This is a genomic window from Streptomyces gobiensis (genome assembly GCF_021216675.1).
In the GTDB taxonomy this organism is placed as follows: domain Bacteria; phylum Actinomycetota; class Actinomycetes; order Streptomycetales; family Streptomycetaceae; genus Streptomyces; species Streptomyces gobiensis.
On sequence record NZ_CP086120.1, the window covers coordinates 1,255,408 to 1,282,187 of the forward strand.

Sequence of the window (26,780 nt, forward strand, 5' to 3'; positions counted from 1 at the left end):
GGCACCTGATCAGCGCCCCGTAGCCAGGGCCTGCACCCGCCCTGTGGAAAGGCACCGAATTTGTCCGTCGACATCAGCCAGGTGGTCGGCTCCGGCTCCCTGTTCCTGGCCGCGCCCATCGCCCTGGCCGCGGGGGCGATCACCGTCGCCTCCCCGTGCTGCCTGCCCCTGGTCCCGGGCTATCTCTCGTACACCACCGGCATGACCGCCGCCGACGCCCACGAGGCCCAGAGCGCCCCGGGTGGCCGCGTCCGGTCCCGGGCCCTGCTGGGCACCGGTCTGTTCATCCTCGGCTTCGCTGCCGTGTTCACCGCCTACGGCGCACTGTTCGGGTCCCTCAGCACACTGCTGCTCGCCCACCAGGACACCGTCATCCGGGTACTCGGCGTGCTCACCATCGTGCTCGGCCTGATGTTCATGGGCGCCCTGCAGCGCATCCCGCTGCTGTCGCGCACCTTCAAGCCGCAGTTCGCCCCTCGGGCCGGGCTCACCGGCGCACCGGTAATGGGTGTGATGTTCGGCATCGGCTGGACCCCCTGCATCGGCCCCACCCTCGCCGCAGTGCTCTCCCTGTCCATCACCACCGGTTCGGCAGGACGCGGCGCCTTCCTGGCCTTCCTCTACGCGGTCGGGGTCGGCATACCGTTCCTGCTGTTCACCCTCGCCCTCGGCAAGTCGTTGCGCGGCTTCGACTTCCTCCGCCGCCACACCCGCACCATGCTGCTCATCGGCGGCGGACTATTGGTGGCCGTCGGTGTGGCCCAGGTCTCGGGCCTGTGGAGCCTGATGATCTACGAGATGCAGACCTGGATCAGCGGTTACGAACTCCCCCTGTGACGGCGGCCCCGGACGCATGGTGCGGTTTTCGCCAGCCGCCGAGGGTTCCGGGCGCGGGCGGCCGCATCCTTGCCCGCCCTTGTGGCGGGTGTGCGGTCGCATGATGGCGCTGGACGGCAGGGCGAGGCAAGACCCCTCGCTCTTCGCGGACACCGCGACCACGGGTCCTGCGGCCCTGCCCTCGGCTCCCGGCGGCTCCAGCGCCGAGGAGAGGGACGGCCACCTCACTCTCCGCCGACTGGCGGCCCCCGTCCGGATGCGAGCCCTGGGCCCGGCGGGAGCGGGGTGCTCCCGCCGGGCCAGGGCCTCGATCAGGCGTGCTTGTCGCAGCATCCCGTGCTGCCGTCATCCCGCGCTGGCATGCGATGCGAGGCGGGCGATCCGGCACAGCAGCTGCCCTGCTTGGCGGTCCGGGCCGATTTGCCGTGCGATGCGGCGCAGCACTTCTTGTGCTTGGCGGACTGGGCTGATGCGCCGTGCCCGCAGCACGCGCAGCTCTGACCAAGCGCCGAGTGCGTCGTGCAGGCGGCCTTGCATCGGTGCTTCGCGGCGGCCGAACGGACCGCCGCCGAGCCCATGGGCATCTCCATGCGCATCGCCTCCGCGCGCGTGTCCGCCGCCATGGCGCGCATCTGTGAGGCCATGCCCATGCCGCTCGCAGCGGGCGATGCGGGGGTGTGTGCCTGCGCCAGGCCGGAGAACCCGGCCGTGACGGCCAGAATGGCCCCGGCGAGGACACCGGCGCGGGCGAGAGGTCGTGTGATCATACGGCTACCTTCTGTTGACGCTGGTCTGCAACGGCCTGTCGCAGAGTGCTGACGCTCCGGCACACTAGCCGATCTCCTAAGAGTCTTGGGTCTTGGTGGGGTGCTGATCCCCTGTACGGGTGGAGTCCTGCTCCATCCGGGGAGAACCGCCGTGCGGGTTGCCCTGGCAGGCCAGAGGCCGGCGCGGCGGGTCGGGCGGCAAGGTGCAGGCTGTGAGTGGGCGGCCCTGGGGCGGTGATCCGGGAGGCGTGGCCGGTCAGGGGTCGGGAACAAGTCTGTCTTGTGGCAGTGACCGGTTGGGGTGGGGCTGCGGTCGTCCGGGACGGACTCAACTCCGGAAACGCGTAGGTTGTAGGCGGTGACGGGTCCGGTTCTCTCGTGGGCCGACCGCGCCGCGCCCGCAGCAGCATGCGTTCCGCCCCGTACGAGGACACATCCCGATGCCGTTCCGTCTCCGCCCCCTGGCCACCGCCGCGGTCCTGCTCGCGGCCACTCTGACCGCCTGCACCGGCGGCGCCGACACCTCGCCCACTGAGGAATCACCCGCCTCCGGAGCGGCTGTCAGCCATATCCACGGGCTCGGCATTGACCCGGCCGACGGACGGCTGTACGTCGCCACCCACGAGGGCGTCATCGCCGTCGCCAAGGACGGCTCCTTCAAGCGGGTCAGCGACACCGCCGACTACATGGGCTTTACCGTGGCCGGGCCCAAGAACTTCCTCGGCAGCGGGCACCCGGCCCCCGGCACCGACGCTCCGTCCAACCGCGGCCTGATCGAGTCCACCGATGCCGGAAAGACCTGGAAGACCCGCTCCCTGGAGGGGAAGGCCGACTTCCACGCCCTGGAGTACGCCCACGACACCATCTACGGCTACGACAGCACCAGCGGCATGCTGCGCGTCAGCAAGGACGGCAAGAAGTGGGACGACCGCGCCAAGCTCGCCGCCCTGGACATCGCCGTCAGCCCCAAGGACCCCGACCTGCTGCTGGCCACCACCCAGGACGGCATCGCCAGGAGCACCGACGGCGGCGAGACCTTCGGTGACAGCGCCGAGCCGGTGCTGGCCTTCCTCTCCTGGGCAGAGCCCGAGGCCCTGTACGGGATCAACCCGGCCGGCGCGCTGAACCGCAGCACCGACGGCGGTGCCACCTGGAAGAAGGCGGGCACCGTGCCCGGCGGACGGCCCCAGGCGCTCACTGCCGTCGACGCCGACCGCGTGCTGGCCGCCACCCAGGACGGCGTCTACGAAACCCGCAACGGCGGCAAGACCTTCACCAAGCGCCTGCAGGTCACCCCGGCGGCCGGCCACTGAACCACGCCGAGGCCGGGTGGGCCCCGGGTGCGGGTACTGCGCTCCGGCAGCGCCTGCTGCCGCGGCCCGGCACGCGCTGCCATCCTGAATGCACCCGGCCGGAGGGGCACATCCATGGGCGTGAAGAGGAGCCGAGACGCGCGGGTCCGGCGATACTGGGATCGCGATGCGCCCTGGTACGACGGCTGCATGCGCCCGTACGACCGGCTGCTGGTCGGCAACGGCCGGTCGTGGGCGTGCTCGCAGGCGAGCGGCAGGGTCCTGGAGGTGGCCGTGGGCACCGGACGGAACCTGCCCCACTACCCGGTCGGGACCGAGGTGATCGGCATCGACCTGTCCCCGCGGATGCTGGAGCGCGCCCGGCCGCGCGCAGCCACCTCCGCAACGGCGGTGACGTTGGTGGAGGGAGCGGCCGCGGCTCTGCCGTTCCCGGATGCCTGCTTCGACACGGTGGTGTGCGTGCTGGCGCTGTGCTGTATGTCCGACGACCGGGCGGCGGTGAGGGAGATGCACCGGGTGCTGCGGCCGGGCGGGCATCTGCTGCTGCTCGATCACATTCCCAGCACCAGCTTCCCGGTGCGTGTCCTCCAGCGTCTGGCCGTACCTGTGCTGAGGCGCCTTTCCAGCTACTACCACCTGTGCAGGCCACTGCTCCTGGTCGAGCGGACGGGGTTCACCGTGATCCGCCGGGAGCGGTACTGCCTGGGCATGGTCGAGCGCCTCGTAGTGGTCAAGGAACCCGCACGCGCTTGACCGGCGCACCGCGCCCGGATGAACCGTAACCCGTCGGCGTACCGCAGCACACCCGGCCCGGCGTCCGGAGCCGGATTCCTCAGTCATCCCGGCATTCGCCTCGTCGCTCAGTTCAGCGCGCTGCCTGCCTTCCAGGTCGCCCAGTCGACGTTCCAGTCCCCGTAGCCGTTGTTGACCGCGACGGTGTCCTCGGCGGAGTTGACGACGGTGACGGGGTCGCCGAGCCGGACGCGGTCGTAGAACCACTTGGCGTCCTTGGTGCTCATGCCGATGCAGCCGTGGCTGGCGTTGACCTTGCCGAACAGGCCCTCGTTCCACGGCGCGGCGTGGGCGTAGGTGCCGGAGGGGGTGAGCTGGACGTCCCACTTGACCTCGCCGATGTCGTACGCCTCGGGACCGAATATGCCGACCGTGCGGGAGTCCATCCGGAGGGTGGGCACCTTGCTGAGCACCACCATGGTGCCGCTCCAGGTGTCGAAGCCCTTTTTTCCGTTGGAGACTGGCAGGGTCCTGACCACGGTGCCGTTCTCGGCGACGGTCATGGCCTTCTTCTCCACATCGACGGTGCTGACGACCGACTTGCCTATCGTGAAGTTGACTACCCGCTGCTGGGTTCCCAGCATCCCCTTGCCCGCGTCCACGCCGGACAGCGACATCCGCAAGGTGACCTTGGTGCCGGGCTTCCAGAACTCCTTGGGCCGGTAGTCGATCCGGTCCTTGCCGTTGCGATCCTTCATCCAGCTCCATGCCCCTTCGACAGCAGGGGTAGCGGTGACGGTGAGCCCGCGCTCGACGGCCGCCTTGTTCTCGATGGGCCTGTTGAAGGTGACGGACACCGGCATGGCGACGCCGACCGTGGTGCCCTTGTTCGGGCTGTACTCGCCGACGAAGGTGTCCTGTGCCGCAGCGGTGGTGATGGTGCTGCGCTTGGATATCTGCTTGCCGTCCGGACCTTCGGCCCGTGCGAGCACCGTGTACTGCGTGCCGGGGGCGAGCAGGGCGGAGGAGGTCCACGTGCTCTTGTCCTTCGACAGCGAGCCGGCGAAGGCGTCGGTGTCAGGGGCGCTCACTGTCACCTTGGAGAGCTTTCCGCCGCTGGTGCGGACGTTGATTTTACTGCCCGGGGCAGCGGGGGCGCCGCCCGAGTCCGGTTTCACGCTGATCACGACGGGTTCGGCCTTAACTGCCGCCGCGTTGTTCGATGTATCGCGTCCCGCCTTCGCGGCTCCTGTGCCACCGCAGGCCACGAGGGTTACGGCGGCGATCGCGGCCAGCGCGGCGGCTTGGACTGGGGTCCGGCGAGCGCCCCATCTCGCGGCGCCGAGACGCCCCACCAGCTCCAGTCGCATGAGCGGACCCTCCGTAGATAGAACTTCTAAGCTCTTTAGGTGGTGACGACAGTAGCGGGCCGGTGGTTCCCCCGTCTCCGCCTGGCGGAGGGCGCACCCCGCGTCCGGGGGTGGTAGGGCCGGGGCCCGACGCTCATGGCACACTCTCCTCCATGTCTCCTAAGGAGTTTCGGAGGAGTGTGGTGTGGCCGACAGGCACAGGCCTGCGCAGTCGCCGATACGTGCTTGTGGCCGCCGCGGCGCTGCTGCTCGCCGGGTGTACATCGGCGACAGGCTCTGGCCCGGACGGTTCCTCCGGCACGGGCAGCGCCTCCGGCGCCTCGTCGGGGTTCCCCGCGGGTACCGGGGAGATCACCGCGATTCCGGCCGGGCGGCGCGCCGCGGCCCCGGACATCTCCGGCAAGGACCTGGACGGCCAGCCGCTGCGGCTGTCTAACTACCGCGGGTCGGTGATCCTGCTGAACGTGTGGGGCTCCTGGTGCGAGCCGTGCAAGAGGGAAGCCCCGCACCTCAAGCGGGCCTTCGACAAGACCAAAGGCGACGACGTGCAGTTCCTCGGCATCAACACCCGCGATATGTCGGCCGCCCCAGCCAAAGAGTTCGAACGAACCTACGGCATCACCTACCCCAGCTTCTACGACCCCCGAGGAAAGCTGGTGCTGCGCTTTAAGGGGCATCTGCTGCCGCAGGCGATCCCCTCCACAGTGGTGATCGACCGCCAAGGGCGCATCGCGGTCCGGGCGCTCAAGGCACTCACCGAGCGGGAGATCCTCGGCATGCTGACCCCCGTCATCGCAGAAGGCCGGTGAACCGCGTGCCCACGCACAGCTCGACCCGCACGGGCACCGACCACCCCGAGGGTGGCCCACGCTCCCCGGAGAGTCCCGTCGAGACACCGCAAGATACGCCCAGAGACATGTCCACTGCCCCCCGGGACGATGCCGAACGCCCGCTCGGCACCCGGCTCGGCCCACTCGGGTGGCTGCGCTGGACCTGGCGCACCCTCACCTCGATGCGCACCGCGCTGATCCTGCTCCTGCTGCTGAGCCTCGCCGCGATCCCCGGCTCTCTGGTCCCGCAGGACTCCGGCCAGCCGTCCGAAGCCGCCGCGTTCCGCGCCGACCACCCCACCCTCACACCCGTCTACGAGAAGCTGGGGCTGTTCGACGTCTACGCATCCCCCTGGTTCGCCGCGGTCTACCTGCTGCTGTTCCTCTCACTGGGAGGCTGCATCCTGCCGCGCTGCCTGCAGTTCGCCAGAACATTGCGGGCCAGGCCGCCGACCCCTCCCCGCCGACTGGACCGCATGCCGGAACACACCCGGTGGACCAGTCCCACCTCCCCCGACGAGGCCCTGGAGGCAGCCCGCCGCGCCCTACGCCGACGACGCTTCCGGCTGCGTATGGAGAAGGCCGGCGCCGGTGGGTCCGGGGGCGCGGTGTCGGGCGAGAAGGGCTACCTCCGCGAGGCGGGCAACCTGCTGTTCCACCTCGCCCTGTTCGGGCTCCTGGTGGCCCTGGCCGTCGGCGGGCTGTTCGGTTCGACCGGCCAGGTGCTCGTCGTGGAGGGCGACAGCTTCACCAACGCACGCACCCAGTACGACGACTTCCAGCCGGCCAAGCTGGACTCCTCGGACGAGCTCCCTGCCTTCAGCTTCCGCCTGGAGGAGTTCACCGGCAAGTACCAGCTCAGCGGACCGCAACGCGGCACTCCGACCTTCTTCCAGGCCCGTGTGCGGGCCAGCAAGACCGTGGGCGGCCCCGAGCGCGAGGTCACCATCCGGGTGAACGACCCTATGGAGGTCGGCGGGTCCAAGGTCTACCTGGTCGGTCACGGCTACGCGCCCGTGGTGACGGTACGTGACGGAAAGGGTGACGTCGCCTGGTCCGGGCCGGTGCCCTTCCTCCCACAGGACGCCTTCGTCCGATCCACCGGAGTGGTCAAGGTCCCCGACGCGCGGGACCACGACGGCAAGCCCACCCAGCTCGGCTTCACCGGACTGTTCCTGCCCACCGTCAATCTCTCCGCAGACGGCTGGTCCTCCGTCTATCCCGGAGCCGCCAACCCGGCCCTCGTGCTCACCGCCTACCACGGCGACCTCGGCATGGAATCGGACTTCGGGCAGAGCGTCTACCAACTCGACACCAGCCGGATGACCCAGTTCACCAAGAAGGACGGATCTCCCTTCGCCAAGGGTCTCCGCCCCGGCGACAAGATGACCCTGCCTGACGGTGCCGGCTCACTCACCTTCGACGGGCTCAAGGAGTGGGCCAGCTTCCAGGTGGCCACCAACCCCAGCAACGGCACCGCCCTGTGGAGCTCGATCGCCGCCGGCCTGGGCCTGACCGCCTCGCTGTTCATCCGCCGACGCCGCCTGTGGATCCGCATCCGTCCCGCCTCCGGTTCGGGCAGCCAGATCGAGGTCGCCGGCCTGGAGCGGACCGCATCCGCTCAGCTCGCCAAGGAAGTCGCGCACCTCACCGCCGAACTGCGCCGCGCGCTCCCACCAACCGACTCCGCTACGCCGCAACCGCAGTATCAGGAGCATCCGTGAACCCGACGACCACCGCGGACCAGACGCTGGCCCAGCTCAGCAACTGGCTGATCTACTCGGCGATCGCCGTCTACCTGCTGGCCTTCCTCGCCCACTGCGCCGAATGGGCCTTCGGCAGCCGCAGCCGCATCGTCCGGCTTTCCGCAGCAACCGACACCGGCCCCGCCGCCCGCACGGCAGCCGAGAACCGTACGAGCCCCTTTGCCCGCGCGGCGGCAAGCACCGCGGTGCTGACCCGGCCCGCCGACACGGAGAAGACTGCGGGCACGTCCGGCCCACCGGGTCCGGCGCCAGCTGCAGACGACCCCGACGCTGCGGACAGCGACCCGCGGTCTGATCTCCTCGGCCGGATCGGGGTCTCCCTGGCCACCCTCGCCTTCCTGCTCCACCTGGCCTCCGTGGTTACCCGCGCCTGGTCGGTGAGCCGGCCTCCGTGGGGCAACATGTACGAGTTCTCCACCGCCTTCGCCCTGGCCGCCACCGGCACCTACCTCGGCCTGCTCGCCGCCCGCAAACAGGTGCGCTGGCTCGGCCTGCCCGTCACCTTCTCCGTCCTGCTCACTCTCGGCCTCGCGGTCACCGTGCTGTACGTGGAATCCGCCCAGCTCGTCCCCGCCCTGGACTCCTACTGGCTGTGGATCCACGTCTCCGCCGCCATCATCTCCGGCGGAGCCTTCCACACCGCGGCCGTGGCCACGCTCCTCTACCTGGCCCGGGCCCGCTGGGAGGCGGCCGTGGCGGACGGCCGGGGTCAGGGACGATTCGCCGCGCTGTGGCGACGGCTGCCGGCTGCCGAACGCCTGGACACCCTGTCCTACCGGCTCAACGCGCTGGTCTTCCCGCTGTGGACCTTCTCCGTCATCGCCGGAGCGGTGTGGGCCGAGGCCGCCTGGGGCCGCTACTGGGGCTGGGACCCCAAGGAGACCTGGGCCTTCATCACCTGGGTCGCCTACGCCGCCTACCTCCACGCCCGCGTCACCGCCGGCTGGAAGGGCCGCCGCGCCGCATACCTCGGCCTGATCGCCTTCGCCACCTTCGTCTTCAACTACTACGGCGTCAACATCTTCATCACCGGGCTGCACTCCTATGCCGGCATCTGACCCCACGCCGACCGAGCCCGCGCCCGCGCCGTCGATTCACAGTCCGCCGTACCCCAGCCGGGTGCCGACGCGGCGCGGCACCCGTCACACGTCGGTCGGTTGGTCGATCGAAGGGGAAGTCCTGTGAGAGCAGGCGGGTTTCTACCGTGAGCGAACCTGACGGAAGGGAAGTCCGCGGTGCGCGAAGTGCCCGGGATTGAAGAGGAACAGGCCGCGGGCGGGGGACGGGGGACATCCGTTCGGACCCCGTCCCCCGAGTCGCTGCCGGTCTCGGGCGACGAGACCGTCGTGCTGCGCCAGATCACCCCGACAGCGCCCAGGCCGCCCGGCGAAGGCCGGGCGGCGCGGCGCAGGGCGGCAGCGGCGCGGGCGGCGAGGGCCCGCAGGAAGAGCGCCTCGTCAGTCGTCAGCACACTCATCGGTGAGCTCTTCATCACCGTCGGCGTCGTGCTTCTGCTCTTCGTCACCCACCAACTGTGGTGGACGAACGTGCAGGGCAGCCAGCAGGCCAAGGGCGCGACGAGCCGCCTGGAGGAGGAGTGGGCGTCGGGCGGCGAAAAGCAGGAGCAGGAGCCCCGGACCGATGCCGTCTCCCCAGGCCAGGACTTTGCGATCATGTATATGCCCAAGCTGGATGTCACGGTCCCCATTGCCGAGGGCGTCGAGAGGCCCAGCGTGCTGGACCGCGGCGTGGTCGGCCATTACGACGAGACCTCCGGGCTGAAGACGGCCATGCCCTGGGACAAAGAGGGCAACTTCGCGCTGGCCGGGCACCGCAACGGCCATGGTGAGCCGTTCCGTTACATCAACAAGCTGACGCCGGGCGACCCTATAGTCGTCGAGACTCAGAGCACCTACTACACCTACGAGGTGACCAGGCAACTGCCCTCGACGTCCCCGTCGAACGTCGATACGGTCAGCCCGGTGCCCCGGGAGTCGGGCTTCACCAAGCCGGGCCGCTACATCACGCTGACCACCTGCACCCCGGAGTTCACCTCCAAGTACCGTCTGATCGTCTGGGGCGAGCTGGTCGAGGAACGCCCGCGGAGCGAGGGCAAGCCGGACGCGATCGGCGGCTAGCGGGGGTTCGCCCGCGCCCGGGCCGGCTCCCGTAGATCATGCGCGATGCACGTCGGCTCCGCCATCACCTCCGGGTAGGCGGTGGCAGGATGAAGGACAGGCGGCCTCCACAACGGCCGCAGCTCGGCGCCCCGTGCCGTGGGCGGTGTCTTATTTCCGGGGCGTTTCCGTTGTGATGGTGCCCAGTGCCGGGCACCGGCTACCAGCCGGACAGCTTCGCCCGCTCCCATGGCGCAGGCGACGGTGATCTCGATGACGACGCACGTCGGGTTGGGGCGCGGGGGTTTGTACCGTTCAGCGTCGGTCACGGAAGCCTGATCGTCAGCCTGCTCACCGCCGACCACTCAGCCGCTGGTCGTCCTTAGCGCGCGGAGGCGGCATCGTCGGGTCGAGGAACAAGTCCCACAGCGCCTCTCTCCGCTCTCTGGCTCCGGATATCCGCCCAGATCGTCGAAGTGGCATACCGGCTGTACGGCGAGGCCCCCAAGGCCAACAGTGTCCGGACCCTCAACCTGAGCCAGGAGTCAGCAGAGGTCCTGACGCAGTGGCGCGCGAAGCAGAACAAGGCGCGCGAGGAGTGGTCCGGAGTAGAAGCCTGGGTCGACTCCGACCGGTTCTTCACGCACGAGAATGGCGAGGAGCTCCACCCCGACTGGGTGAGCCGACGCTTCAAGCGCCTGATTGAGCTATCCGGGCTACCTCCTGTCCGGCTGCATGATCTCCGGCACATCTCGGCCAGTCTGTCGCTGCTCCAGGGGAACGACATCAAGGTGGTCCAGGAGCGGCTGGGGCACAGCTCGCGCCAGATCACCTCGGACACCTACACCAGCGTCCTGCCACAGCTCGCACGCCGCGAAGCCGAGTCCATCACGTCCGCGATTCCCCGCGATGTCTCCTACGACGTCCGCCAGCGGCTTGAGATCCCCTCCGACGCATTCCGCGACGACGTCGCCGTCATCTACGCCCACGGCGCCCGCTACAGCGGCAGCCGCTGGTCCATCGGTGTTAAGACCCGGCACGACGGGGACCTCCTCGGCGAGATCAGGACGACCGGCCGCGGCCCGGAGCACGCGACCAACGCCGCGATCAAGTGGATACGGGACCACTGCGCGAGCGCAGGATTCGAGGTCTTTCGGGTGGATAACCTGCATGACCAGTACCCGGAGGAGGAGCGGCCGTGCTTCACGCTGGTCCGTTTTTTCATCGACCGCGCGACGGGCACGGGTCTCGAAGGGTGGAGCCCCCGGCCGCCCGCACCCGATGACACCGAGGCGCACGAACAAGATCAAAAGTCGCGGGGGAAGGCCGCGTAAGAGCCTCCGCGACCCGACCGGCGCCCTCCGGGCCCCTGTGTGTCCCCTGGATCTTGCTCCAGGCGGGTGAACGTGGGCCGCCACGCGTCCGTGGCGGCCCTCACCCTTGGATAGTCGCAGGTCAGAACGTTTTTTCGACTGACCCGGAGGGTGGGGCGGGTGGGACTCGAACCCACGGCCGACGGATTATGAGTCCGCTGCTCTAACCGGCTGAGCTACCGCCCCGCAACGGCGCGTCGCGTACATCTGTGCGCGCCGTCTGCCGCAGCATAGCCGCTCATACGATCTGCCGCCCGCACGGGGCGGTGACGTGCGCAGGTGAGGACATCGATCATGTCTGGATCGGTTCCCGTACGTGGGATACTCACCGAAAAAGGGCCCCCTCGGGGGCCCTTCACGTAACGCTCCCCCGACTGGACTCGAACCAGTAACCTGCCGGTTAACAGCCGGCTGCTCTGCCAATTGAGCTACAGGGGACTGCTCTGCTCGGACCCGCCGTGCCGGTTCCCCGGGGGCGTTCCCTCGCTGCGAGCAATACATTAGCGCATGCCAGGGCGTGCGCCGAAATCGGTATTCGTGCCGGTGACCGAGCACCCCTGGAGCAGACTGAGGAACACCGACGGACACGAGGGAAGGGCTGTCTCATGCGGCACCGATGGGCGTTCATCACCGGCCTGGCGGTCGGGTATGTGGTCGGTACGCGGGCCGGGCGCGAGCGGTACGAGCAGCTGCGGAGGAACGCGGAAGAGTTCGTCCAGAACCCCGCCGTCCGCAACACGGTCGAGTCCGCCGCCCAGACCGGCCGCCAGGCCGCGGCCAGGGCGGCGCACGTGGTCACCGACAAGGTGGGCGACCGGCTCCCGGACCCGGTGGCCGAGAAGGTCCGCGCACTGTGTGAACCCGGCCGCCGCCCCTCGCCGGATGAGAACGCGGACTGGGGCGTGAGCAACACGTAGGTCGCTCGCCGGGGGTACCTTCCCCAACCCCACCCCTTCCCGAAACTGGGGGCTGCCGCCCCCAGACCCCCACCCCCATGTTGTGGGCACTCGCAGCCCCACGAGGGGCATGGGCCCACCCTGCTACGCAACCACCCACCCACACCAGCCACGAAGCTCCGGCCAACCCCGGGGCGGAGCTCGCGACGCTTGGTGGGCACAACCCGGCCACCGGCCCGCACCGGGCCACCCCGGGGCGCCGGGGCGAAGCCCCGGGTTTCGGGAAGGGGCGGGAATTGGGGAACCCCACTCACGGCACCCCCGCAGCCGGGCGGAGCCCCGCCGCGCGGCGGAGCCGCACATCGGCACAGCCGGGAAGGGGCGGGATACGGGGACACCCACCCACGGCACCCCCGCCCACGGGCGAAGCCCCGCCACGCGGCGGAGCCGGGAAGGGGGACAGGGAAACCCCGCCGTTACTCGGTGAGCAGCGTGGCGAGCGGCACACCCGGGTCGGCCAGGGTGTGCGGGTCGACCACCCGGCCGGAGCGGATCAGCTCCTGGATCGTCTCGGTCACATCCCAGATATTCACATTGAGCCCGGCCAGCACCTGGTTGTCGCGCAGCCAGAAGGCGATGAACTCCCGCTTGCCGACATCGCCCCGGCACACCACCTGGTCATACGAGCCCGGCGGTGCCCAGCCGCTGTACTCCAGACCGACGTCGTACTGGTCGGAGAAGAAGTAGGGCACCCGCTCATAGGAGACCTCCTGGCCGAGCATGGCGCGGGCGGCCGCCGGGCCGCTGTGCAGCGCGTTGGCCCAGTGCTCGACGCGCAGCCGGGCGTCGAGCATCGGATGCCAGACGGCCGCCGCGTCCCCGGCGGCGTAGATCGCGGGGTCCGCGGTGCGCAGCGAGGCGTCCACGGTGATGCCGCCGATGCCCGGGGCGAGGTCAAGACCGGCGGCCTCGGCCAGCGCGGTGCGCGGGGCCGCGCCGATGGCGGCCAGCACTCCATGGGCCGGATGTTCCTCGCCGTCGTCGGTGCGTACGGCCAGGACGACGCCATCGCGGCCGGTGATCTCGGTCAGCCTGGCGCCGAAGTGGAAGCGGACGCCGTGCTCCCGGTGCAGATCGGCGAAGAGAGCGCCGAGTTCGGGCCCGACCACCGTGTGCAGCGGCGTCGGCTCCTGCTCGATGACGGTGACCTCGGCGCCGTAGGAGCGTGCGGCGGCTGCCACTTCGAGGCCGATCCAGCCGGCGCCCGCGATGATGAGCCGCCCGTTCTCCCGGCCGAGCCGGGTGAGCACTCCGCGCAGCTGGTCGGCGTGGGCGAGGCGGCGCAGATGGTGCACGCCGGCCAGCTCGGTGCCGGGGATGTCCAGCCGCCGCGGCTCGGCGCCGGTGGCCAGCAGCAGGGCGTCGTACTGGATGAGGGTGCCGTCGCCGAGATGTACGCAGCGGGTGGCCCGGTCGATACGTACGGCGGGCTGGCCCAGGTGAAGCTCGATATCGGCGCCCGCGTACCAGGCGGGCTCATGGACGAAGACACTGTCACGTTCCTCGGCGCCGGTGAGATACCCCTTGGATAGCGGGGGGCGTTCATAGGGGTGGTCGCGTTCATCTCCGATGAGAATGACGCGGCCGGTGAATCCCTCCGCTCGCAGGGTCTCGGCGGCCTTCGCTCCGGCCAGTCCTCCGCCGACGATGACGAACGTTCGGTGTGCGTCCACCACGTGGTGCCTCCTCGCTGCCGTTCCGGTCGCGCCCCCGGAATGGTTCATGAGGAGCCTCCCGCATCGGCGGGATCACGGGAAGAGCGCAGACACATGAGCGCACGCATGATGGCGAGCTGCCGTCTCCCCCGAGGACGACCGCCCGCCATCTCAGGAACCAGGATCGGGCGACCGGCGAATGTTTCGCGCCGAATTCGGGGACAACGCAAACGGACGGATACGTTCCGTGTCCGGCTGCCTAGGGTCAGTGTGAGCAACCGCTCGGGGGATGGCATCGGGGAGGGCAGATGCTGCGTATCCACTTCGCCTCCGAGGACCTCAACCGGCTACGGCTGGCCGCCGGACCCGACCCGCTCTGGGAGACGGTGCTGAGCCTGCATCTGCTCCAGAACCGCGACGCGTCCCTGGTCTTCGACCCGTGGCGGCGCGAGGTACGCGCCCGGATCGCCCGTGCGGGCCTGACCCGCAGCGTCGAATCGCTGATCCGGCTGGCGCCCTGCGCCTCCTACTTCCCCGACTTTCTCACCCCGGGACAGGGTATCCAGGATCTTGAGACCGGCCTCGACCAGCTGATGTCCACCTCCAGGTCACGGCTGACCGCCGAGCTTTCGATGATCTTCCCAAAGGGGCCGCTGCCGCCGGGAGCGCGGCGGATCGCCGAGGGCGACCCGGTGGCGCTGGCCCGGCTGGCGGAGGCGCTGCGGCGCTATTACGCGATCGCCGTGGAGCCGTATCTGGACGCGGTACGCGAGCGGTTCGCGGCGGACCGGGCGAAGCGGGCGGCGGCCGTGCTCAGTGGCGGCCCGGAAGCGCTGCTCAGCAGCTATGCGCCGCTGCTCGACTGGCAGGGCGGCGCGCTGGGGCTCGGGCAGCTGGAGGCGGCGTATCCGGTAGCGCGGGACATGCGGCTGAAAGACCGGCCCTTGACGCTCATCCCGTCTTTCTTCTGTGTCCACACCCCGATCGCGCTCGTCGATGAGTCCCTGGATCCGGTGCTGGTGCATCCGCTGGATCCCCCGCCGGGCTGGCTCGCCCGGACCACGCGGCGGCAGGAGGAGGAGCTGGCGAGCGCCCCGGTCGGGCAGCTGATCGGCAACACCCGGGCGCATCTGCTGGAGCTGCTGGACCGGCCCCTCACCACCTCGCAGCTGGCCGGCTCGCTGCGGATGGCGGCCTCAACGGCCAGCCGCCATACGACGGTGCTGCGGGAGGCGGGACTGATCGCCTCCCGGCGGCGCGGCAACTCCGTACAGCACACCCTGACGCCCCTGGGCAAGGCGCTGCTGGCGGGGCGGATTCCGGCTAATGAATGGCCACGGTCCGGGTGAGCCGGGCGTGCAGGGACCGGGCGGAGGCATCGGTGAGGCTGGCGATCTGGTCGATGACGGCACGTACCCGGGCGACATCGTCGGGAGCCTGTGCGTAGAGCGCCCGGAACTGCGGATCGAGGCCGTCCGGCGCACGGGTGATCAGATCCTGGGCCAACTCGGCGAGCACGACGCGCTGTTCGGCACGGAGCCGCTCCTGGTCCGGGCGCTGTATCACATAGCGGTCAGCGACGGCCTTGAGCACCGCACACTCCAGCCGGGTCTCCAGGGGCACCACAAGACCGGCGGCATAGCGGGTGAGCGGCCCGCCGCCATGCACCGCCCGGGTCGCGCCCTCGGCGGCGAGACAGAAACGGCCGATGAGCTGGCTGGTGGCGTCCTTGAGCCTGGCCTGTGCGCGGGCCGTGCCGTCGTAGCCATGCGGCCACCACTCCTGCTCCAAAAGCCGGTCAAGGGCGGCGGCCAGCGCGGCTTCCTCGGTGCCCTCGGGGGCATAGCGGGCGGCGGCTACGGCGAAGACCTCGCCCCGCTCGGGGTCGGCGAGCAGCATATTGGGGTCGAGATACCCGGCGTGCAGCCCGTCCTCGACATCGTGCACCGAGTAGGCCACATCGTCCGCCCAGTCCATGACCTGTGCCTCGAAGCACTGCTGATAGACGGGTGCGCCCTCCCGGTACCAGTCGAAGACCGGGATGTCGTCCGTGTATACGCCGAACTTCGGCGAGGCTGGGTCGGTGGGGTGTTCGCCCTGCGGCCATGGGTATTTGGTGGCGGCGTCCAGCGTGGCCCGGGTGAGGTTGAGACCGACCGGGCGCCCGTCGGCGGTGAAGCGCTTGGGTTCCAGCCGGGCCAGCAGCCGCAGCGACTGGGCGTTGCCCTCGAAACCGCCGCAGGACTCGGCGATCTGGGCGAGGGCCTGTTCGCCGTTGTGCCCGAAGGGCGGGTGACCCAGATCGTGGGCGAGGCAGGCGACCTCGACCAGATCCGCGTCACAGCCCAGTGCGGCGCCCAGCTCCCGGCCGACCTGGGCGCATTCCAGGGAGTGGGTGAGCCGGGTGCGCGGGCTGGCGTCCCAGGCGTGTGCGCTCGACCCGGGGGTGACGACCTGGGTCTTGCCGGCGAGCCGACGCAGCGCGGCGGAGTGCAGCACCCGCGCCCGGTCCCGCTGGAAGGCGGTGCGTCCGGGCCGCTTGTCGGGCTCGGGCTCCCAGCGTTCGATATCGGTGCGGTCATACGTGCCGTACATACCCTGACCGTAACCGGCGCACCGCCCTGAGGCTCAGCGGCCCGATGTGGCTCCCGGTGTGGCTCCCGGTGTGGTTCGGCGGGGGCTCAGTGGTGGGTGAGCACCAGCTGGGGCTCATCGTCCCCGGCGTCCCCGGTGTCATCCGCCCGCTCTGCCGGCTTCTCGATCAGCAGGGCGGCCGCCAGGCCGATGACGAGCAGCGCGAGGGCCGCGTACATCGCGTTGGTGTATCCGGCCTCGGTGACCCCCTGGCTGTCGCTGCCCGCGGCGATCAGCGCGGAGGCGATGGCGATACCGAGGGAGGCTCCGATGCCGAAGCAGGCGCCATTGAGACCGGAGAGCGAGCCGGGCTTGTCCTTCGGCGAGGAGGTGACGGCCAGGCCGTTGAGGCCGGTGAGCATAAAGCCGCCATAGGTGACGCCGAGCGCGGCCAGCGCGGTGAACAGCACCCAGGTGGAGTGCAGGAAGACAGTGGCGAAAGCGAAGATCACCACATTGCAGACCGCGCCGGTCACCACGATCCGGCGCCAGCCGATCCGTGGGCCGATCCGGCCGGTGTACGGGGCGGAGATTACTCCGATGAGCTGAATCGGGGTGAGAAAGAGGACGGCGGCCGCGAGCGCGGTCAGCCCGAGGCCGACCCGGGCGTCCTGGCTGAACAGCGGGATGGTCAGCGCGATCGCGCCGAAGGCGCCGCCGAGCGTGCACACGGTGGTGAGCAGCAGCGGCCACGCACGGCGGGAGGCCAGTACCTCGATATCGATGATCGGGTTCGCACCGCTGCGCTGGAGCAGCACGAACGCGACCATCGCGGCGAGGCCGCCGATCAGGAAGAGGAGGGTGAGGCCGGAGGTCCAGCCCCAGGTCGAGCCCTGGGCGAGGCCGACGAGGACACCGGTGAGGCCGAGGGAGAGCGCGATGACCCCACGGCTGTCCAGCTTGGAGTCCCTGGCCGCGGGCGGCATGTCGGGGACCGCGCGGTGGACACCGATGAGACCGGCGATGGCGATCAGGGTGCTGACGACGAAGATGCCGCGGAACCCGATGGTGTCGGCGATATGACCACCGGCGATGGCGTCGATGCCGGCCAGGCCGCCGTTGATGGCGGTGATGATGCCCGCGGCCTTGCCGAAGCCCGCCGGGGTCAGCAGCTGGTTGAGCGCCAGAAAGGACAGCGTGAACATCGCGGCGGAGACGCCCTGGAGAACGCGTCCGACGATGAAGATCTCGATGCTGGGCGCGAAGACGCACAGCACATTGCCGATGATGAGGATGACCGCGCAGACGATCATCATCGGCTTACGACCGAGTCCGTCGCTGAGCCGGGCAAGGGTCACCTGGCCGATGGCGGCCATCAGGAAGAAGAGCGTCTGGGAGAGACCGGCCGCGGCGGTTGTGGTGCCCAGTCGGTCAATGACATCGGGGAGCGCGGGGCTCAGCATGGTCGCGTTGATCTGGTAGCCGAGGACCGCCAGCACCATGGCGGTCAGCATGCCGTAGCGGCCTGCCAGGTCCGATCCGGGCCGGGTCCGGCCGTCCATTACGGACATCTGAGCTCCTTGCCCCTGAATATCTTCGCCGCTTGTCAGACAAGCGAGTGTCGAGACAGCCTGAGCTACGGATTGCGGTGCCGTCAATAGGGTGGGATTTTCCCCACTCCCGCCCCTTTCCCGTAACCGGGGCTCCGCCCCTGGACCCCCGGTCCTGGGGGCGGGATAGGGGAACATCTCCCGGGCCGTTGACCGGGGCGGGGTGGGGCCTTAGCGTGCGGGGGGCTTATTCCGCGCTGACAAGTGGGCAGGGAGATCCTTATGGCAGTCAATCCGCGACGGCGGCCGATGGTCGTGCTGTATGAGCGGATCACCGATGCCATACACGACGGCGCCTATCCGCCCGGCTCGACACTTCCCTCCGAGCCCAAGCTCGCCGCCGAACTCGGCGTCAGCCGCCCCGCGCTGCGCGAAGCCCTGCTGCTGCTCCAGGAGGACGGCCTGATCACGGTGCGGCGCGGCGTCGGCCGCACGGTCAGCGACCAGCCGCCCCGGCGCGGCTTCGAGCAGCTGCAGCCCATGGAGCGGCTGCTGGCGGCCGGTGGCCCGCCGCTGCGGGTGCGGTCCCTGGTACACGTCATCGAGGAGCCGACCGACTTCACCACCCAGTATCTGCTCGCCCCCGCCCGCTCCGAGCTTCGCTTCTGGGAGTCACTGCTGCTGAACGAGGGGGTACCGTGCGCGCTCGGCCAGGAGTGGGCGGCCCCGCAGGACGTGGTGGACCAGCTGCATCCGGCGTTCGGCGAGGCGCTGCGCGCCGAACCGGAGACCCCGGCCCGGACCATGCTGGACGTACTGACCGGGCTGTCGCGGACCGTGGCGCTCACCGGTACGAGCATGGTGAGCGCCACCCTGCTCGGACAGCACCGGGGAGAGCAGCTGGGCCGTCCCGCCGACACCCCGGTGGTGCTGATCACCCAGACCGTACGGCTGGAGAGCACCCCGCTGCTGGCCGCCAAATACCTGCTCCCCACCGGCGCGCCCGGGCTGCCGGTCCTGCAGGCACGCTGACGCCGTACACTCCACGGGCATGAACTTGTCTGACAACCCTGCTGAGGCGGCTGCCACGGCCGCCGAGTGGATACGCCGGGCGCCCAAGGCCCTGCTCCATGACCACCTCGACGGCGGGCTGCGCCCGGCCACCGTCATCGAACTCGCCCAGGACTGCGGCTACGTGGGCCTGCCCACCGAGGAGCCGGAAAAGCTCGGCGTCTGGTTCCGGGAAGCCGCCGACTCCGGCTCGCTCGACCGCTATCTGGAGACCTTCGCGCACACCTGCGCCGTGATGCAGACCCGGGAGGCGCTGCACCGGGTCGCCACCGAGTGCGCCGAGGATCTGGCCGCCGACGGCATCGTCTACGCCGAGGTGCGGTACGCCCCCGAGCAGCACCAGGGGCGCGGGCTCACCCTGGAGCAGGTCATCGAGGCCGTACAGGACGGCTTCCGGGAGGGCGAGCGGCGCGCGCTGTCGGCGGGCTCCCCCATCCGGATCGGCACCCTGCTGACCGGCATGCGGCACACCGACCGCTCCCGGGAGATCGCCGGGCTGACCGTCGCCTACCGGGACCGCGGGGTCGTCGGCTTTGACATCGCCGGTGGTGAGATCGGCAACCCGCCCGGCCGCCACCTGGACGCCTTCCAGCACCTCAGGCGGGAGAGCTGCCACTACACCATTCACGCGGGTGAGGCCGTCGGCGCGGAGTCCATCCACGAGGCGCTCCAGGTGTGCGGCACCGAGCGGCTGGGCCACGGGGTGCGGATCACCGACGACATCACGGTCCGTGCGGACGGCACCGCCGAGCTGGGCCGGCTGGCCTCGTACGTACGCGACAACCGGATCCCGCTGGAGGTCTGCCCGACCTCCAACCTCCAGACCGGTATCGCCGCCACCCACCGCGAGCACCCGATCGATCTGCTGCGCGGTCTGGGCTTCCGGATCACCCTCAACACCGACAACCGGCTGATGAGCGGCACCAGCATGAGTGTGGAGTTCCAGCGTCTGGTGGACGCCTTCGGCTATGGCCCTCAGGTGCTGGAGGAGTTCACGCTCAACGCCATCGAGTCGGCCTTCCTGCCGCTGCCGGACCGCGAGCGGCTGATCGCCGAGGTCGTACGGCCCGGATACGCAGCGCTCCGCGTCTCGTCGTAGCGGCGCAGCACCAGTCGGGCCAGCGCCGGGTGGGCACCCAGCGGCTCCGCGGCGGGCACCCCCGGCACGGCTCCGGCGCACCGCGCCGAGAAGTACCCCGGCGCGGTGAAGTAGCTGGCCAGCGCGATCCGCTCACGCCCGCGTGCCCGGAGCGCGGCCACCGCCTCGGGAACGGTGGGGGCCGCCGCCGAAGCGTAGCCGGGCAGCACTGGCACCCCGCCCAGTCGCCGGGAGAGCAGTGCGGCCGTACGTTCGGCGTCGGCGGCCGAGCGGGGGTCGCGGGAGCCCGCGGCGGCCAGTACGACACCGTCGGGGCCGCCCATACCGGTCTCGGTGAGCCGGTCGTACAGCGCGTCGGCGAGCAGCGGATGAGGCCCGAGCGGTGCGGCGATCCGGCAGCTGAGATGCGGGGCTGAGGCCGCCGCCTCGGGGATGTCGTGCCGCACGTGATAGCCACGGCCGAAGAGCAGCGGCACGAGCACCACCTCACCGGGCTGGTGGGCGGCGAGGGTGTCGCTGAGCAGCGGCTCATTCAACTCGATATGGCCCAGCTCCACCCGTAGACCGGGGCGCAGGGAGCGGACGTGCGCCAGCAGCTCATTGACCGTACGCAGGGCTCGCGGCTCGCGGGAGCCATGGGCGACCGCGATCAGGGTGGGCGCCGGTCGGGCCGGTGGCCGGACCGTGCTGAGCTGGCGGCTGAGCTGAGCGGTGAATCGGTTCATGAGCTGCGCCGTAGTGTCGGGGCCGGTGGGGTCGGGGCCGGTGTCCGGGGAGGCCGATGAGCTTGAGGGGATCGGCGCCGTCATGAACCGAGTCTGCACAGCCGGGGTTGCCGCCCCATTGCACAGACGTCACATCTGATTGCCACCGGCTCACCACCTGGTGGCTTCCGCGCTGAGGGCCGATTGTCCACCTCGTAACACCAGACGGCGCCAGCCGTAACACGGGTGACTCACCCTGGCCCTTATGAGCGCGCAGCCTGCCACCACCAACCCGGAAACGCCGGACACCGCTGACACCCCTGACACCGCGGAGGCGGTGGACACCCACTGCCCGTACTGCGCGCTGCAGTGCGGCATGGGCCTGCGGCGGGTGCCGGACGGCGTAGCGGTGACGGAGCGCACCGCGTTCCCGGTGAACCGGGGCGCGCTGTGCGGCAAGGGCCGTACCGCGCCCGCCGTACTCTCCTCCCGGGTCCGGCTGACCGAGCCCCTGGTCCGGCGCCACGCCACCGGGCCGCTTGAGCCGGCCACCTGGGAGGAGGCGCTGGACCGGATCGCCACGGGGCTGGCCCGTACCCGCGAGGTATACGGGCCGGACGGTGTCGGGGTCTTCGGCGGCGGCGGCCTCACCAATGAGAAGGCGTACCTCCTGGGCAAATTCGCCCGCCTGGTGCTGGGCACCTCCCAGATCGACTACAACGGCCGCTTCTGTATGTCCTCGGCCGCGGCGGCGGGCAACAAGGCCTTCGGCCTGGACCGGGGGCTGCCCTTCCCACTTGAGGACATCGCCAGGACCGGCTGTGTGATCCTCGTCGGCTCCAATCTCGCCGAGACCATGCCGCCCGCGCTGCGCTACTTCACCGAGCTGAAGGAGAACGGCGGCAAGCTGATCGTTATCGACCCGCGCCGCACCCGCACCGCCGAGCAGGCCGACCTGCACCTCGCTCCCCGGCCGGGTACGGATCTGGCCCTGGCGCTGGGCCTGCTCCACCTCGTCGTCGCCGAGGGCCGCACCGACGAGGCGTATATCGCCGAGCGCACCACCGGCTGGCCCGAGGCCCGGGCCGCCGCGATGGCGCACTGGCCGGAGTTGGTCGAGCGGATCACCGGCGTGCCGCTGCCCCAGCTACGGGAAACCGTGGCGCACTTCTGCGACGCCGAGTCCGCCATGGTGCTCACCGCACGCGGCCCCGAGCAGCAGGCCAAGGGCACGGACACGGTGGGCGCCTGGATCAACCTCACGCTGGCCACGGGACGCGCGGGCCGCCCGCTGTCCGGCTACGGCTGCCTCACCGGACAGGGCAATGGCCAAGGCGGCCGGGAGCACGGCCAGAAGGCCGACCAGCTCCCCGGCTACCGGATGCTCAACGACCCGGCGGCGCGCGCCCATGTCGCCGAGGTGTGGGGCGTAGACCCCGATACGCTGCCGGGCCCGGGCCGCAGCGCCTATGAACTCCTCGACGCCCTGGGCCAGGACGTCAAGTCCCTGCTCCTGCTGGGCTCCAACCCCGTGGTGTCCGCTCCCCGCGCCGCCCATGTCGAGGACCGCATCCGTTCCCTGGACTTCCTGGCGGTGTGCGACGTAGTCCTCTCCGAGACCGCCGCCCTGGCCGATGTCGTCCTCCCCGTCACCCAGTGGGCGGAGGAGACCGGCACCATGACCAACCTGGAGGGCAGGGTCCTGCTGCGCCGTAAGGCGCTCGACCCACCGGCGGGCACGCTCACCGACCTCCAGGTCATGAACGCGCTCGCTTCCCGCCTGGGCTGGGAGAAGGGCTTCCCCACCGACCCGGAAGAGGTCTTCGCCGAGCTGCGCCGCGCCTCAGCGGGCGGGAAGGCCGACTACTCGGGCATCACCTACCGCCGTATCGCCGAAGAGGACGGCGTCTTCTGGCCCTGCCCCGAAACCCCCGAGTCCCCTGAGCCCTCCGAGCCGCACCCCGGCACCCCCCGGCTCTTCCTGGACCGCTTCGCCACCCCCGACGGCCGGGCCCGCTTCGTCCCGGTCACCCACCGCCCGGCGGCCGAGGAACCCGACGAGGACTACCCCGTCTTCCTGACCACCGGCCGGGTCCTGGCCCAGTACCAGTCCGGCGCCCAGACCCGCCGCGTGGACGAACTCAACTCCGCCGCCCCCGGCTCCTTCGTCCAGCTCCATCCCCAGCTCGCGGAACGGCACGGCGTATCCGAGGGCGACCCGGTGGCGGTGACCTCCCGCCGTGGCCGTGCCGTGGCACCGGCCCGTATCTCCCGCGACATCCGCCCGGACACGGTGTTCATGCCCTTCCACTGGTATGGCGAAGGCCGCGCCAACACCCTCACCAACCCGGCCCTGGACCCGACGTCGCGGATGCCGGAGTTCAAGATCTGTGCCGTAAGGGTGGAGTTGGCGGCTGGCTCCTGACCGAGCGGCTGATCCCTGACTCACCTGTACAGCGCGTCGATCTCCGCCGCGAAGTCCTGCGTGATCGCCTCCCGCTTCAGCTTCATCGACGGCGTCAGATGCCCGGAAGCCTCCGTAAAGTCCACCGGCAGTATCACGAACCGACGGATGGACTCCGCCCGCGATACCAGCGTGTTCGCCCCGCTCACCGCCTGCTGCAGGTTGTGCCGGAGATCCCCATCGTGCACCAGCTCCTCGACCGGGACACCCTCCTTTTTGTGCATCCGGCACCAATGCGCGAGACCGTCCGGCTCCAGCGTGATCAGGGCCGTGATGTACGGGCGGTTGTCGCCGATCACCAGGGCCTGGCTGACCAGCGGGTGGGCGCGCAGCCAGTCCTCCAGCGGGGCCGGGGCGAGGTTCTTGCCCTGGGACGTGACGATCAGATCCTTCTTCCGCCCGCTGATCGTCAGGTACCCCTCGGCGTCCAGGGAGCCGATGTCGCCGGTGGGCAGCCACCCGTCGGCATCCGTATGGGGGACGGTGACCTGCCGCTGCCCGTCCCAGTAGCCGCCGAAGATATGACGGCCCTTCAGCAGGATCTCCCCGTCCTCGGCGATCCGTACCGCCGTCCCGGGCATCGGCCAGCCGACCGTGCCCAGCTTCGGCCGGAGCGGCGAGGTGACGGTGGCGGCCGCCGTGGACTCCGTCAGCCCGTACCCCTCGAAGACCTCGATCCCCGCCCCGGCGTAGAAGGCACCGAGCCGCTTGCCCAGCTGGGAACCGCCACAGATCATGTACCGCACCCTGCCGCCGAGCGCGGAGCGGATACGGCGGTACACCAGCGGGTCGTACAGCCCGCGCGCCGCCCGGACCGCGATCCCCGGCCCCTTGCCATTGCCACCCCGGGCGTCGGTCCAGTTCTCGCCCCACCGGGTGGCGATCCAGGCAGCGCGGTCGAAGGACGCGCCGCGCCGCATGGACTCGGCCGTGGCCCGCGCGGTGTTGTAGACCTTCTCCAGCACATACGGGATGGCCAGCAGGAACGTCGGCCGGAAGCTCGCAAGGTCGGAGAGCAGCTCCTGCGTCTCGATGCTCGGGGCGTGCCCGACCTTGACCCGCGCCCGCTGACAGCCGACCGCCACCATCCGGCCGAAGACATGGGACATCGGCAGGAACAGCAAGGTGGAGGCGGGCTCCGAACTGACCGCCTTGAAGATCGGGTACAACAGCTCGATGGCGTTGTCGACCTCGGCGAAGAAGTTGCCATGGGTGATGAGACAGCCCTTGGGAGAACCCGTTGTGCCCGAGGTGTAGATGACCGTGGCCACAGCGTGCGGGGTGAGGGCGGACCGGCGCTCGGTCACCCAGCTGTCGGGTATCTCCCGGCCCGCGTCGATGAGCTGGGCGATGGCCCCGTTGTCCAGCTGCCAGATGTGGGCCAGACCCGGGAGTCCGCCCCGGAGGCCGCTGACCAGCCGGGCGCCCTCGACGTTCTCCACCACGACTGCGGAGACACCGGCGTCCTGGAGTATCCAGCGGGCCTGGTGGGCGGAGCTGGTCGGATAGATGGGTACGGTGATCAGTCCGGCAGCCCAGCCCGCGAAGTCGAGCAGCGTCCACTCATAGGTCGTACGCGCCATGATGCCGAGCCGCTCACCCGGGCGCAGACCACTGGCGATCAGCCCCCGCGCGGTGGCCAGGACCTCCTCGGCGAACTCGGCACAGCTCACCTCACGCCAGCTGCCGTCGGGCTGCTTACGTGCGAACACGGCGTCCCCCGGCGCCGCGGCGGCGTTGTCGAACGGGATGTCGGCAAGCGACCCGTGGTCGACGGGCGGCGCGAGCGGTGGTGAGAAGACTTCCCGCACCGAGCCCCCGATGACCCGCAGGGCGGGCTCGACGAGGTCGGGAACCGGGGCGTCGGGGAGCGGAACGCCGGGCGGGGTGCGGACGGCGGGGACGGACGGGGCTCGCCTTTCGGCCATGCGTTCTACCAGCAGACTTTCATAGAGAGCGGTTCGTTCCAGCAACGCGTGGGCGGTACAGCACTGCCGGGGTTCCGTAGGCTGGCTTGAATACGACGCCTTGGCCAGAGGTCGAACACTTCCTTCACCGGACTCCCACCATGCCATCTTGACGGCGGTACGGCGCCGCATCCAGTCGACAGCACTCGCGCGGGCGGCCCATGCTGGATGTGTGGACGCCCTTGCGAAGGGGTCGGTGCCGTATGGACACCATCGACATCATCCAGGAAGAGCTCTACCGCTTCCGTATCGACCGCCATGGCCCCATGCGGGTACCCGGCGTCGTGTTCGCCTCCCGCGACCTGCTCCCGGAGAAGGGCGGCGGCGAGGCACTGCAGCAGGTCGTCAATGTCGCCGCGCTTCCCGGCATCGTCACCGCCTCGTACGCGATGCCGGATGTGCACTGGGGCTACGGCTTCCCGATCGGCGGAGTGGCCGCAACCGATATCGAGAAGGGCGGGGTGGTCTCGCCCGGCGGTGTCGGCTTCGACATCTCCTGCGGGGTGCGGCTGCTGGCCGCCGGCCTTGACGCGCCCAGCCTGGCGCGCGTGCTCGACCGGCTGATGGACGACCTGGCCCGGACGACCCCGCGGGGCATGCGCCGTGGCGCGGTATGGCATCTCAGCGGGTCGGCCCAGCTGAAGAAGGTGCTGGCCGGCGGCTCGCAGTACGCGGTGGACCAGGGACACGGCGAGCCCCGCGATCTGTCCCGGTGCGAGGACTACGGCGCCGTCGCCGACGCGGACGCGCAGCAGGTCAGCGAGCGGGCGCTGGAGCGCGGACTGGGCCAGGTGGGCAGCCTGGGCGGCGGCAACCACTTCCTGGAGGTCCAGCAGGTCGCCGAGGTGTACGACGAGACGGCCGCCGAGGCGTTCGGTCTGCGGAAGGGCCAGGTCTGCGTAATGATCCACTGTGGCTCGCGCGGGCTCGGCCACCAGATCTGCACCGATCACGTGCGGGCCATGGAGGCGGCCATGCCCCGCTACGGCATCCAGGTGCCCGACCGGCAACTGGCCTGCGCCCCCGTCGACTCGCCGGGGGGCCGGGCCTACCTGGGCGCGATGGCCGCGGCGGCCAATTACGGCCGTGCCAACCGGCAGCTCCTCGCCGACGCCGCGCGGCACGTCTTCGAGCGGGTGACCGGTGCGGGCCTCGGTCTGGTCTACGACGTGTCCCACAACCTCGCCAAGGTGGAGTCCCACACCGTCGACGGCGCCACACGGCGGCTCTGCGTACACCGCAAGGGGGCCACCCGGGCGCTGCCCCCGGGGCACCCGGACCTGCCGCCGGACCTGCGCCCGGTCGGCCAGCCCGTGCTCATCCCGGGGACCATGGGCACGGCGTCGTACGTGCTCACGGGGGTGCCCGGCGGGCAGGCCTTCTACTCCACCTGCCATGGCGCCGGGCGGGTGCTCAGTCGGCACGCGGCCGTCAAGACCACCCCGGGGAAGGGTCTGCGCGCGCGGCTCGAGCGAGAAGGCATCGCCGTGCGCGCGGACACCTGGAAGGGGCTGGCGGAGGAGACCCCGGAGGCGTACAAGGACGTCGACGCCGTGGTGGAGATCAGCGAGGCCGCGGGCCTGTGCCGGAAGGTCGCCCGGCTGACGCCACTCGGTGTGATCAAGGGATAGGAAT

At 70.4% G+C, this 26,780-nt stretch carries 19 protein-coding genes, 2 tRNA genes and 2 pseudogenes; 14 read left to right on the plus strand and 9 right to left on the minus strand.

What is annotated here, in order from left to right; genetic code table 11:
* Positions 1-60 precede the first annotated feature (60 nt).
* Complete coding sequence (locus test1122_RS05870) at positions 61-837, plus strand: cytochrome c biogenesis CcdA family protein (protein WP_232268093.1); 777 nt, start codon at positions 61-63, stop codon at positions 835-837.
* 311 nt (positions 838-1,148) lie between these two features.
* Here test1122_RS05870 and test1122_RS05875 read toward each other — a convergent pair whose 3' ends face one another.
* Complete coding sequence (locus tag test1122_RS05875; RefSeq protein ID WP_232268094.1) at positions 1,149-1,604, minus strand: hypothetical protein; 456 nt, start codon at positions 1,602-1,604, stop codon at positions 1,149-1,151.
* 440 nt (positions 1,605-2,044) lie between these two features.
* Between test1122_RS05875 and test1122_RS05880 the strand changes: the two genes are divergently transcribed.
* Both test1122_RS05880 and test1122_RS05885 read left to right on the plus strand, forming a co-directional pair.
* On the plus strand, positions 2,045-2,917 hold the full coding sequence (locus test1122_RS05880; protein ID WP_232268095.1) for a F510_1955 family glycosylhydrolase: 873 nt from the start codon (positions 2,045-2,047) through the stop codon (positions 2,915-2,917).
* A 189-nt stretch (positions 2,918-3,106) separates the two neighbouring features.
* The gene (locus test1122_RS05885) at positions 3,107-3,670 is read left to right on the plus strand and encodes a class I SAM-dependent methyltransferase (protein ID WP_232268096.1); all 564 of its coding nucleotides are present in this window, start codon (positions 3,107-3,109) and stop codon (positions 3,668-3,670) included.
* A 107-nt stretch (positions 3,671-3,777) separates the two neighbouring features.
* Here the strand turns inward: test1122_RS05885 and test1122_RS05890 are convergent, their stop codons facing one another.
* Positions 3,778-5,019, minus strand: a complete 1,242-nt coding sequence (locus test1122_RS05890; protein WP_232268097.1) for a L,D-transpeptidase — start codon at positions 5,017-5,019, stop codon at positions 3,778-3,780.
* A gap of 221 nt (positions 5,020-5,240) precedes the next feature.
* Here test1122_RS05890 and test1122_RS05895 point away from each other — a divergent pair, with 221 nt between their 5' ends.
* The 5 genes and pseudogenes from test1122_RS05895 (at position 5,241) to test1122_RS05915 (ending at position 11,066) form a co-directional block, all read left to right on the plus strand.
* Positions 5,241-5,828 (plus strand): TlpA disulfide reductase family protein, encoded by a 588-nt coding sequence (locus test1122_RS05895; protein ID WP_232268098.1) that lies wholly within the window; start codon positions 5,241-5,243, stop codon positions 5,826-5,828.
* Between the two features lie 107 nt (positions 5,829-5,935).
* Positions 5,936-7,573 (plus strand): cytochrome c biogenesis protein ResB, encoded by a 1,638-nt coding sequence (resB, locus tag test1122_RS05900; RefSeq protein WP_232268099.1) that lies wholly within the window; start codon positions 5,936-5,938, stop codon positions 7,571-7,573.
* Positions 7,570-8,673 carry a c-type cytochrome biogenesis protein CcsB gene (gene ccsB / locus test1122_RS05905; RefSeq protein ID WP_232268100.1) on the plus strand — a complete coding sequence of 368 codons (1,104 nt, stop codon included), beginning with the start codon at positions 7,570-7,572 and terminating at the stop codon, positions 8,671-8,673. Before resB ends, ccsB begins: the two co-directional genes overlap by 4 nt.
* A 174-nt stretch (positions 8,674-8,847) precedes the next feature.
* Positions 8,848-9,753, plus strand: a pseudogene (locus test1122_RS05910) (class E sortase); the annotation flags it as partial.
* Between the two features lie 455 nt (positions 9,754-10,208).
* Entirely contained in the window at positions 10,209-11,066 is an 858-nt protein-coding gene (locus tag test1122_RS05915; RefSeq protein WP_232268101.1) for a tyrosine-type recombinase/integrase, read from the plus strand.
* Between the two features lie 151 nt (positions 11,067-11,217).
* Here the strand turns inward: test1122_RS05915 and test1122_RS05920 are convergent.
* Both test1122_RS05920 and test1122_RS05925 read right to left on the minus strand, forming a co-directional pair.
* Positions 11,218-11,291, minus strand: a tRNA-Ile gene (locus tag test1122_RS05920).
* A 179-nt stretch (positions 11,292-11,470) separates the two neighbouring features.
* Positions 11,471-11,543, minus strand: a tRNA-Asn gene (locus test1122_RS05925).
* A 167-nt stretch (positions 11,544-11,710) separates the two neighbouring features.
* Here test1122_RS05925 and test1122_RS05930 point away from each other — a divergent pair.
* Positions 11,711-12,022: a YtxH domain-containing protein gene (locus test1122_RS05930; RefSeq protein ID WP_232268102.1), complete on the plus strand. Its 312-nt coding sequence runs from the start codon at positions 11,711-11,713 to the stop codon at positions 12,020-12,022.
* A gap of 455 nt (positions 12,023-12,477) precedes the next feature.
* Here the strand turns inward: test1122_RS05930 and test1122_RS05935 are convergent, their stop codons facing one another.
* Positions 12,478-13,737 (minus strand): NAD(P)/FAD-dependent oxidoreductase, encoded by a 1,260-nt coding sequence (locus test1122_RS05935; RefSeq protein WP_232268103.1) that lies wholly within the window; start codon positions 13,735-13,737, stop codon positions 12,478-12,480.
* 287 nt (positions 13,738-14,024) lie between these two features.
* Here test1122_RS05935 and test1122_RS05940 point away from each other — a divergent pair, with 287 nt between their 5' ends.
* The gene (locus test1122_RS05940; protein ID WP_232268104.1) at positions 14,025-15,065 is read left to right on the plus strand and encodes an ArsR/SmtB family transcription factor; all 1,041 of its coding nucleotides are present in this window, start codon (positions 14,025-14,027) and stop codon (positions 15,063-15,065) included.
* Here test1122_RS05940 and test1122_RS05945 read toward each other — a convergent pair.
* Both test1122_RS05945 and test1122_RS05950 read right to left on the minus strand, forming a co-directional pair.
* A complete protein-coding gene (locus tag test1122_RS05945; RefSeq protein WP_232268105.1) occupies positions 15,040-16,311 on the minus strand; it encodes a deoxyguanosinetriphosphate triphosphohydrolase in 1,272 nt (423 codons plus the stop codon). The genes test1122_RS05940 and test1122_RS05945 overlap by 26 nt on opposite strands.
* A gap of 86 nt (positions 16,312-16,397) precedes the next feature.
* Entirely contained in the window at positions 16,398-17,861 is a 1,464-nt protein-coding gene (locus tag test1122_RS05950) for an MFS transporter (protein WP_232268106.1), read from the minus strand.
* 261 nt (positions 17,862-18,122) lie between these two features.
* On the opposite strand from test1122_RS05950, the gene test1122_RS05955 reads away from it, so the two are divergent.
* The gene (locus test1122_RS05955; RefSeq protein WP_232268107.1) at positions 18,123-18,872 is read left to right on the plus strand and encodes a GntR family transcriptional regulator; all 750 of its coding nucleotides are present in this window, start codon (positions 18,123-18,125) and stop codon (positions 18,870-18,872) included.
* 19 nt (positions 18,873-18,891) lie between these two features.
* The gene (locus test1122_RS05960) at positions 18,892-20,010 is read left to right on the plus strand and encodes an adenosine deaminase (RefSeq protein WP_338423515.1); all 1,119 of its coding nucleotides are present in this window, start codon (positions 18,892-18,894) and stop codon (positions 20,008-20,010) included.
* On the opposite strand, the pseudogene test1122_RS05965 reads toward test1122_RS05960, so the two are convergent.
* A pseudogene (locus test1122_RS05965) lies at positions 19,956-20,819 on the minus strand (sirohydrochlorin chelatase); the annotation flags it as partial. The gene test1122_RS05960 and the pseudogene test1122_RS05965 overlap by 55 nt on opposite strands.
* A 160-nt stretch (positions 20,820-20,979) precedes the next feature.
* Here test1122_RS05965 and test1122_RS05970 point away from each other — a divergent pair.
* Positions 20,980-23,139, plus strand: a complete 2,160-nt coding sequence (locus test1122_RS05970) for a molybdopterin oxidoreductase family protein (protein WP_277879797.1) — start codon at positions 20,980-20,982, stop codon at positions 23,137-23,139.
* Positions 23,140-23,159: 20 nt separating this feature from the next.
* On the opposite strand, the gene test1122_RS05975 is transcribed toward test1122_RS05970, so the two are convergent.
* Positions 23,160-25,106, minus strand: a complete 1,947-nt coding sequence (locus test1122_RS05975) for an AMP-dependent synthetase/ligase (RefSeq protein WP_232268108.1) — start codon at positions 25,104-25,106, stop codon at positions 23,160-23,162.
* A gap of 242 nt (positions 25,107-25,348) precedes the next feature.
* Here test1122_RS05975 and test1122_RS05980 point away from each other — a divergent pair, with 242 nt between their 5' ends.
* On the plus strand, positions 25,349-26,776 hold the full coding sequence (locus tag test1122_RS05980) for an RtcB family protein (RefSeq protein WP_277879798.1): 1,428 nt from the start codon (positions 25,349-25,351) through the stop codon (positions 26,774-26,776).
* Positions 26,777-26,780: the final 4 nt, after the last annotated feature.